Annotated in this window: 7 protein-coding genes; all 7 read right to left on the reverse strand. The window is 62.0% G+C overall.

All coding sequences use genetic code 11. The features are described 5' to 3' along the window. Positions 1-92 precede the first annotated feature (92 nt). The gene (locus ACSFE6_RS29990; protein WP_435430995.1) at positions 93-1088 is read right to left on the reverse strand and encodes a sulfate ABC transporter substrate-binding protein; all 996 of its coding nucleotides are present in this window, start codon (positions 1086-1088) and stop codon (positions 93-95) included. 251 nt (positions 1089-1339) lie between these two features. Beyond that, on the reverse strand, positions 1340-2167 hold the full coding sequence (locus ACSFE6_RS29995; RefSeq protein WP_435430996.1) for an ion transporter: 828 nt from the start codon (positions 2165-2167) through the stop codon (positions 1340-1342). A 21-nt stretch (positions 2168-2188) separates the two neighbouring features. Then, positions 2189-3103: an urea transporter gene (locus ACSFE6_RS30000; RefSeq protein WP_435430997.1), complete on the reverse strand. Its 915-nt coding sequence runs from the start codon at positions 3101-3103 to the stop codon at positions 2189-2191. Between the two features lie 190 nt (positions 3104-3293). Further along, the gene (gene pyk, locus ACSFE6_RS30005) at positions 3294-4709 is read right to left on the reverse strand and encodes a pyruvate kinase (RefSeq protein ID WP_435430998.1); all 1416 of its coding nucleotides are present in this window, start codon (positions 4707-4709) and stop codon (positions 3294-3296) included. Beyond that, positions 4706-5980, reverse strand: coding sequence for a glycerate kinase type-2 family protein (locus tag ACSFE6_RS30010; RefSeq protein WP_435430999.1), 1275 nt, complete (start codon positions 5978-5980; stop codon positions 4706-4708). The genes pyk and ACSFE6_RS30010 overlap by 4 nt, the downstream gene beginning before the upstream one ends. A 152-nt stretch (positions 5981-6132) precedes the next feature. After that, positions 6133-7026, reverse strand: a complete 894-nt coding sequence (locus tag ACSFE6_RS30015) for a 2-hydroxy-3-oxopropionate reductase (RefSeq protein ID WP_085648499.1) — start codon at positions 7024-7026, stop codon at positions 6133-6135. 145 nt (positions 7027-7171) lie between these two features. Continuing rightward, positions 7172-7954, reverse strand: a complete 783-nt coding sequence (hyi, locus tag ACSFE6_RS30020) for a hydroxypyruvate isomerase (RefSeq protein ID WP_433736576.1) — start codon at positions 7952-7954, stop codon at positions 7172-7174. Positions 7955-8101: the final 147 nt, after the last annotated feature.

Genomic DNA, 8101 nt, shown 5'->3' on the forward strand with positions numbered 1-8101 from the left:
CCCCCCCCCCCCCCCCCCCCCCCCCTTCCCCCCCCCCCCCCCCCTCCCCCCCCCCCCCCCCCCCCCCCCCCCCCCCCTCCTACAGGGGGGACTTACTGGGTGTAAATCTGATCGAAAATCCCGCCATCGTTGAAGTGGGTTTTCTGCACGGTGCGCCAGTCACCGAAGGTCTTCTCCACCGAGAGGAAGTCGACTTTCGGGAAACGGTCGGTGTACTTGGCCAACACGGCCGGGTCACGCGGACGCAGGTAGTTGGCGGCAGCGATTTCCTGGCCTTCAGGCGACCACAGGTACTTCAAGTATTCCTCGGCGGCGGCACGGGTGCCTTTTTTGTCGACGGATTTGTCGACGATCGAGACCGGTGGCTCGGCTTCGGCGGAGACGCTTGGGTAGATCACTTCAAACTGGTCACGACCGAATTCGCGGGCAATCATTTCCGCTTCGTTCTCGAAGGTCACCAGCACGTCGCCGATCTGGTTGGTCATGAAAGTGGTGGTGGCGGCACGGCCACCGGTATCGAGCACCGGTGCCTGCTTGAACAGCTTGCCGACGAAGTCCTTGGCCTTGTTCTCGTCACCGCCGTTTTTCAGCACATAGCCCCAGGCCGACAGATAGGTGTAGCGGCCGTTACCGGAGGTTTTCGGGTTTGGCACGACCACTTGCACGCCGTCCTTGAGCAGGTCCGGCCAGTCTTTCAGGGCTTTCGGGTTGCCTTTGCGGACGATGAACACGGTGGCCGAGGTGAATGGCGCGCTGTTGTTCGGCAGGCGGGTGACCCAGTTGTCCGGGACCAGTTTGCCGTTGTCCGCCAGGGCGTTGATATCGGTGGCCATGTTCATGGTGATCACGTCAGCCGGCAGGCCGTCGATGACCGACCGTGCCTGTTTGCTGGAGCCGCCGAAAGACATCTGCAGGGTGATGTTTTCGTTGTGTTCGGCTTGCCAGTGTTTTTGGAACGCCGTGTTGTAGTCCTTGTAGAAATCGCGCATCACGTCGTAGGAAACGTTGAGCAGGGTCGGTGCAGCTTGAGCCACGCCGGTCAGGGCCAGGCCAGCGGCCAGAAGTGAGGCGCCAAAGAGTTTTTTCACTGCGAATTCCTTGTTCTGTGTGGTGGGAACTGCTGCTCTACCACTGTAGGAGCGAGCTTGCTCGCGATGGACGTCAACGATGATGCGGGCTGTCTGAATGCACGCGTTGTCCTGGCGTTTTTCGCGAGCAAGCTCGCTCCTACAGGTAGTTCGGCAATTCCCACGGGTTTTGTGTGTGGGTGGGCGATACCATTTTGCCAGCGACTATAGCTGGGCCTGCATAGGCCCTTAAAGATTAAAAAGCTCTTTGCTTATTCCAGTTTTTTAAACAGTGCATTGCCGCAACGGGAACAGAACGCGGCACCATGTTCGTGACTGTTTTTCCGGCACACCGGGCAGTCGTGTTGCAACTGCTCGCCGCGCATGGCCGTGGCCAGTTCGGCGGTGAAGATACCGGTCGGCACGGCGATGATCGAATAACCGGTAATCATCACCAGCGATGAAATCACCTGGCCCAATGGGGTCTTGGGCACGATGTCGCCATACCCCACGGTCGTCAGCGTGACGATGGCCCAGTAGATGCTTTTGGGAATGCTGGTGAAACCACGCTCCGGGCCTTCGACCACGTACATCAGGGTGCCGAATACCGTCACCAGGGTGCAGACGCTGAGCAGGAACACGAGGATTTTCTGTTTGCTGCCACGCAGGGCATCAAGCAGGTAATGGGCTTGCTTGAGGTACGGGCTGAGTTTGAGCACGCGGAAAATCCGCAACATCCGGATGATTCGAATGATCAGCAGGTACTGCGCATCGCTGTAGTAGAGCGCGAGGATGCCGGGCAGGATGGCCAGCACATCCACCAGCCCATAGAAACTGAAGGCATAGCGCAAAGGCTTGGGCGAGCAATACAGCCGCAAGATGTATTCGCCGAGGAAGATCACCGTGAAGCCCCACTCGATGTACGCCAGCACATCGGCGTAGTCCTTGTGGATGGTGTCGATGCTGTCGAGCATCACGACCACCAGGCTGGCGAGGATGATCAACAGCAAAATGCCGTCGAAGCGCCTGCCAGCCTTGGTGTCGGTCTGGAAAATCATGACGTAAAGCCGTTCACGCCAATCTTTGCTGCTGCTGTCCATGGATAACGCCTGACTCAATGATCAGCGCAGCCTAGGTTGATTCTCCCCGTGAGCGCAAGGCGCGTTATCGACCGTGGTTTTGCCGAGCATCTGGATGCCCGCGCGGATCAGCCAGCAGGCGAGGATGAACGGAGCGGTGAGCGTGGCCAGGCCGACGGCGGCAAACAGTGGTGTGAGCAACAGCGCCAGGACGATGCCGAGTAGTGGCAACCAGGGTTGCTGGCGTTGCGCGCTGAAGGCGAGGGCGGCCAGCACGGCGTTGTAGCCGCCCAGGCCGAGCAAGGCGCTACCGGTTTCATGGTGCAGCAGACTGGAGCCGAGGCCGATGAAAGAGGCCAGCAACGCCCAGCAGAACACGCGGCGGTCGGCAATCAGCAAACCGGCGGCAATCATCGCGCCGGCCAGCGGATGGTCAAGGAACATCACCTGACCAATACCTCTGGGCAACGCGGCCAACAGGTTCGCTGTGTTCAATTCGATCAGGGGTGTCGGCACCGAGGGCGCGGCGAAACACAGTAGCAGCCAGCTCAGGCCCACGAACGGCGCGGTGTAGGCGGGTACGCACTGGTTGACGCGAGCGCGCTTGAGCCATTGTTGAGTGATCATCGCACTCAAGCCGCCGACCGCCAGAATCAGCAGCGGCATCATGGCCGACCAGGGGAAATACAGGCTCAGCAACAGACCGAGCAAGACGCCGTTGTAGCTGAACAATCCAGCCTGGCGATCAGCCTTCGCATAGTTGCGTCGTTGCGCGGTGAGCAATCCGGCGACGCCGCCGAGCAACGCACCGCCGAGCAAGGCGGGCGCGGTGAACAGGATGGCCGAGAGACATAGCAGTCCACACAGCGGATTGCGCTGGAGGAATATTTGACTGAAGCCGTTGAGCAAAGCCTCGGCCCAGTCGGGGCAGTGGGTGTTGAAGTGGTTGGCAGGCATGATGAAGTCTGGGGGCAGTGGAAAATCAAAGGTGTTGCACAAACTCTGTGGCGAGGGAGCTTGCTCCCGCTGGGCTGCGAAGCGGCCCCAAATTCGGTGAATGCGGTTTCTCTGTGGAACCCGTCATACCGAAGCGACGGCTGCTACGCAGCCGAGCGGGAGCAAGCTCCCTCGCCACAGGTGTTGTTTCTTAAATCAGTGTTTCGATACGCAAGGAGTTAGTCGACCCCGGCTGCCCAAACGGCACACCAGCGGTGATCAAAAGCGTATCGCCGCGCTGCGCCATACCCTGGGCCTGGGCAATTTCCAGCGCCGTCGAACAGACTTCATCCACCTGACGCAGGCGATCGTTGACCACCGAGTGCACGCCCCAGGCCACGGTCAGGCGACGAGCGGTCGAAAGGTTCGGTGTCAGGTTGAGGATCGGCACCGTCGGCCGTTCCCGTGCCGCCCGCAGGCTCGACGTCCCCGACTCGCTGTAATTCACCAGCACCGCCACCGGTAGCACATTACTGATTCGACGGATGGCACAGCTGATCGCATCAGAGACCGTGGCTTCGGCTTTCGGCCGGCTGACGTCCAGCTGCGTCTGATAGTCCGGACCGTTTTCCACCTGGCGGATGATCTTGCTCATCATCTGCACGGCTTCCAGCGGGTATTCGCCGGACGCGGTTTCCGCTGACAACATCACCGCATCGGCACCTTCGGCCACGGCGTTGGCTACATCGGTAACTTCGGCGCGGGTCGGGGCCGGGGAGAAGCGCATCGATTCGAGCATCTGCGTCGCCACCACCACCGGTTTGCCGAGCTGGCGGCAGGTGCTGATGATGTTCTTCTGGATCTGCGGCACGCTTTCGGCCGGTACTTCCACCCCCAGATCACCGCGAGCAACCATGATCGCGTCGCTCAATTCAGCGATTTCCTGAAGCTGGGTGACCGCCGATGGCTTCTCGATCTTGGCCATCAAGAATGCTCTGTCGCCGATCAGCGCTCGGGCCTCGCGGATATCGTCCGGACGCTGCACGAACGACAGCGCCACCCAGTCCACACCCAGTTCCAGGCCGAAGCTCAAGTCGCGACGATCCTTGGCGGTCAGCGGGCTCAGGTCGAGTACCGCTTGCGGCACGTTCACGCCTTTGCGATCCGACAGTTCACCACCGTTAAGCACGGTGGTGTCGATGGCGTCGGCGTACTTGGTGACCACCCGCAGGCGCAGCTTGCCGTCATCGAGCAGCAGGTCCATGCCCGGCTCCAGCGCGGCGATGATTTCCGGGTGCGGCAGGTTGACCCGGCGTTCATCGCCCGGGGTGGCATCCAGGTCCAGGCGCAGGGCCTGACCGCGCACCAGTTGCACCTTGCCCTCGGCAAACTTGCCGACCCGCAGTTTCGGACCTTGCAGGTCCATCAGAATGCCCAGTGGATAATTGAGCTGGCGCTCGACTTCACGGATCCACTGATAGCGCTTGGCGTGATCGGCGTGATCGCCGTGACTGAAGTTCAGGCGAAAGATGTTGACCCCGGCCTGCACCAGCTCGCGGATGTCGTCGATCCCGTCGATGGCTGGGCCCAGGGTGGCGAGGATTTTGACCTTTTTGTTGGGCGTCATGGTTTTGGGCTCTCGAGAATCAGGATGGCGCGGAAGTCGTTGACGTTGGTGCGGGTCGGCTCGGTGACGATCAGTGCGTCCAGCGCCTCGAAATAGCCGTAGCCATTGTTGTTGTCCAGTTCGTCGCTGGCGCTTAAACCGAGTGCGGCGGCGCGGGCGTAACTGTCCGGGGTCATGATCGCGCCGGCGTTGTCTTCGGAACCGTCGATGCCATCGGTGTCGCCGGCCAGTGCATAGACGCCGGGCAAGCCCTTGAGGCTCTCAGTCAGGCTCAGCAGGAACTCGGCGTTGCGTCCGCCGCGGCCCTTGCCGCGCACGGTGACGGTGGTTTCGCCGCCCGACAGAATCACGCAGGGCGCTGCCAGCGGTTGACCGTGCAGTACCACCTGACGGGCGATACCGGCGTGGACCTTGGCCACCTCGCGGGATTCGCCTTCCAAGTCACCGAGGATCAGCGGACTGAAGCCGGCCCGACGGCATTTCACCGCCGCTGCTTCCAGGGATTGTTGCGGGCGGGCGATCAACTGGAAGTGACTGCGGGCCAAGCTCGGATCGCCGGGTTTGACGGTTTCCGATTCCGGGCTTTGCAGCCAGTTGCGCACGGAGGCCGGCACATCAATGTTGTAGCGCTTGAGGATCGCCAGCGCTTCGGCGGAGGTGCTTGGGTCGGCCACGGTGGGGCCGGAGGCGATGACCGTGGCGAGGTCGCCCGGTACATCGGAAATCGCATAGGTATAAACGGTGGCAGGCCAGCAGGCCTTGCCCAGACGTCCGCCCTTGATCGCCGAAAGGTGCTTGCGCACGCAGTTCATCTCGCCAATGGTGGCGCCGGATTTGAGCAGGGCTTTGTTAATCGACTGCTTGTCGGCCAGGGTGATGCCGGCTGCTGGAAGGGCCAGCAGCGCCGAACCGCCACCGGACAGCAGGAAAATCACGCGGTCGCTTTCCGTCAGGTCGCTGACCAGCTCGAATACGCGCTTGGCGACGGCTTGGCCGGCGGCATCAGGCACTGGATGCGCGGCTTCGACCACTTCGATTTTTTCGCAGGGCGCGCCGTGACCGTAACGCGTCACCACCAGACCGGACACTTCACCCTGCCAGCAACGCTCGACCACCTGGGCCATGGCGGCCGCGGCTTTGCCGGCACCGATGACGATGACTCGCCCGCTGCGATCGGCAGGCAAATGGGCTTCGAGGACTTGCTGAGGATGGGCCGCGTCGATGGCTGTGGCGAACAGCTCGCGCAGGAATTGTTGCGGATCGACCGACATGGCGGACTCCCGGAATTCTTGTTATTGGGGGGGGGAGCAACCCGGATCCTTGTGGGAGCTAGCCTGCTGGCGATTCAGGCGCTGAGGTCTATCAGACACACCTCGTTGATTTCATCGCCAGCAGGCTGGCTCCCACAGGTTCAGGGCGGGGCTTACTTCTTGTCGCGAATCGAGAAGTTCGCCATGTGTTCCAGGCCTTTGATCAGCGCCGAGTGGTCCCAGTTGCTGCCACCGATGGCCGCGCAGGTGCTGAACACTTGCTGGGCGTTGGCGGTGTTCGGCAGGTTGATGTTCAACTCCTTGGCGCCTTGCAGGGCCAGATTCAGGTCCTTCTGGTGCAGGCTGATGCGGAAGCCCGGATCGAAGGTGCCCTTGATCATGCGCTCGCCGTGCACTTCGAGGATCTTCGAGGAAGCGAAGCCACCCATCAGCGCTTCACGCACCTTGGCCGGGTCGGCACCGTTTTTCGAAGCGAACAGCAGGGCTTCGGCCACAGCCTGGATGTTCAGGGCCACGATGATCTGGTTCGCCACTTTCGCGGTCTGACCGTCGCCATTGCCACCGACCAGGGTGATGTTCTTGCCCATGGCCTGGAACAGCGGCAGTGCGCGTTCGAAGGCATCGGCATCGCCGCCGACCATGATGCTCAGGGTCGCGGCCTTGGCGCCGACTTCACCGCCGGACACCGGTGCGTCGAGGTATTGCGCGCCTTTTTCATTGATTTTGGCGGCGAAGGCTTTGGTGGCGGTCGGCGAGATCGAGCTCATGTCGATCACGACCTTGCCCTTGCCGATGCCGGCTGCAACGCCGTCGGCGCGGAACAGCACGTCATCGACCTGCGGGGTATCGGGCACCATGACGATGATGAATTCGGCTTCCTGGGCCACTTCCTTCGGGTTCGCCAGGGCAACGGCGCCAGCGGCGACCAGGTCGGCAGGCGCGGCGTCGTGGTGCGCGGACAGGAACAGGCTGTGACCGGCTTTCTGCAGGTTCGCCGCCATTGGGTGGCCCATGATGCCGGTGCCGATAAATCCGATTTTAGCCATGAGAAAATCCTCTTGTTTTTGTCTTGCTGCTTATCTGTAGGAGCGAGCATGCTCGCGATGGACGTCAACGATAATGCGGGCCGTCTGATGCCCCGCGTTGTCTGGGCCTACATCGCGAGCATGCTCGCTCCTACAGGGGGGCGCGTTAGATCGCGTTATGGGTTTTGAGCCAGCCCAGGCCTGCTTCGGTGGTGGTCAGTGGCTTGTATTCGCAGCCAACCCAACCCTGATAACCGATGCGGTCCAGGTGTTCGAACAGGAAGCGGTAGTTGATTTCACCGGTGCCTGGTTCGTTGCGCCCCGGGTTATCGGCCAACTGGATGTGGTTGATCTCGCCCAGGTGCGATTGCATGGTGCGGGCCAGGTCGCCCTCCATGATTTGCATGTGATAGATGTCGTATTGCAGGAACAGATTGGCGCTGCCGACCTGTTCACGAATCGACAGGGCTTGCGCCGTGTTGTTCAGGTAGAAGCCCGGGATGTCGCGGGTGTTGATCGCTTCCATCACCAGTTTGATGCCCGCCGCCTGCAGCTTGTCGGCTGCGTACTTGAGGTTGGCGACAAAGGTTTTTTCCACGGTGGCATCGTCCACGCCTTGCGGACGGATACCGGCCAGGCAGTTGACTTGGGTGTTGCCCAGCACTTGTGCGTAGGCGATGGCCAGGTCGACACCGGCGCGGAATTCTTCAACCCGGTCCGGCAGGCAGGCGATACCGCGCTCGCCCTTGGCCCAGTCACCGGCCGGCAGATTGAACAGCACTTGGGTCAGACCGTTGGCATCGAGCTTGGCCTTGATCTCGGCGGAGCTGAAATCATAGGGGAACAGGTATTCGACACCACTGAAGCCGGCCTTGGCGGCCGCTTCGAAACGGGCGAGGAAGTCCTGTTCGGTGAACAGCATGGACAGGTTGGCTGCGAAACGCGGCATGGTGGTCTCCTGTAAATCGGTGAGGGCCCTGGGGGGGGGGGGGGGGGGGGGGGGGGGGGGGGGGGGGGGGGGGGGGGGGGGGGGGGGGGGGGGGGGGGGGGGGGGGGGGGGGGGGGGGGGAGGGGGGGTGGGGGGGGGGGGGGGGGG

It is taken from the genome of Pseudomonas baetica (assembly GCF_051216495.1).
Classification (GTDB): domain Bacteria; phylum Pseudomonadota; class Gammaproteobacteria; order Pseudomonadales; family Pseudomonadaceae; genus Aquipseudomonas; species Aquipseudomonas baetica_B.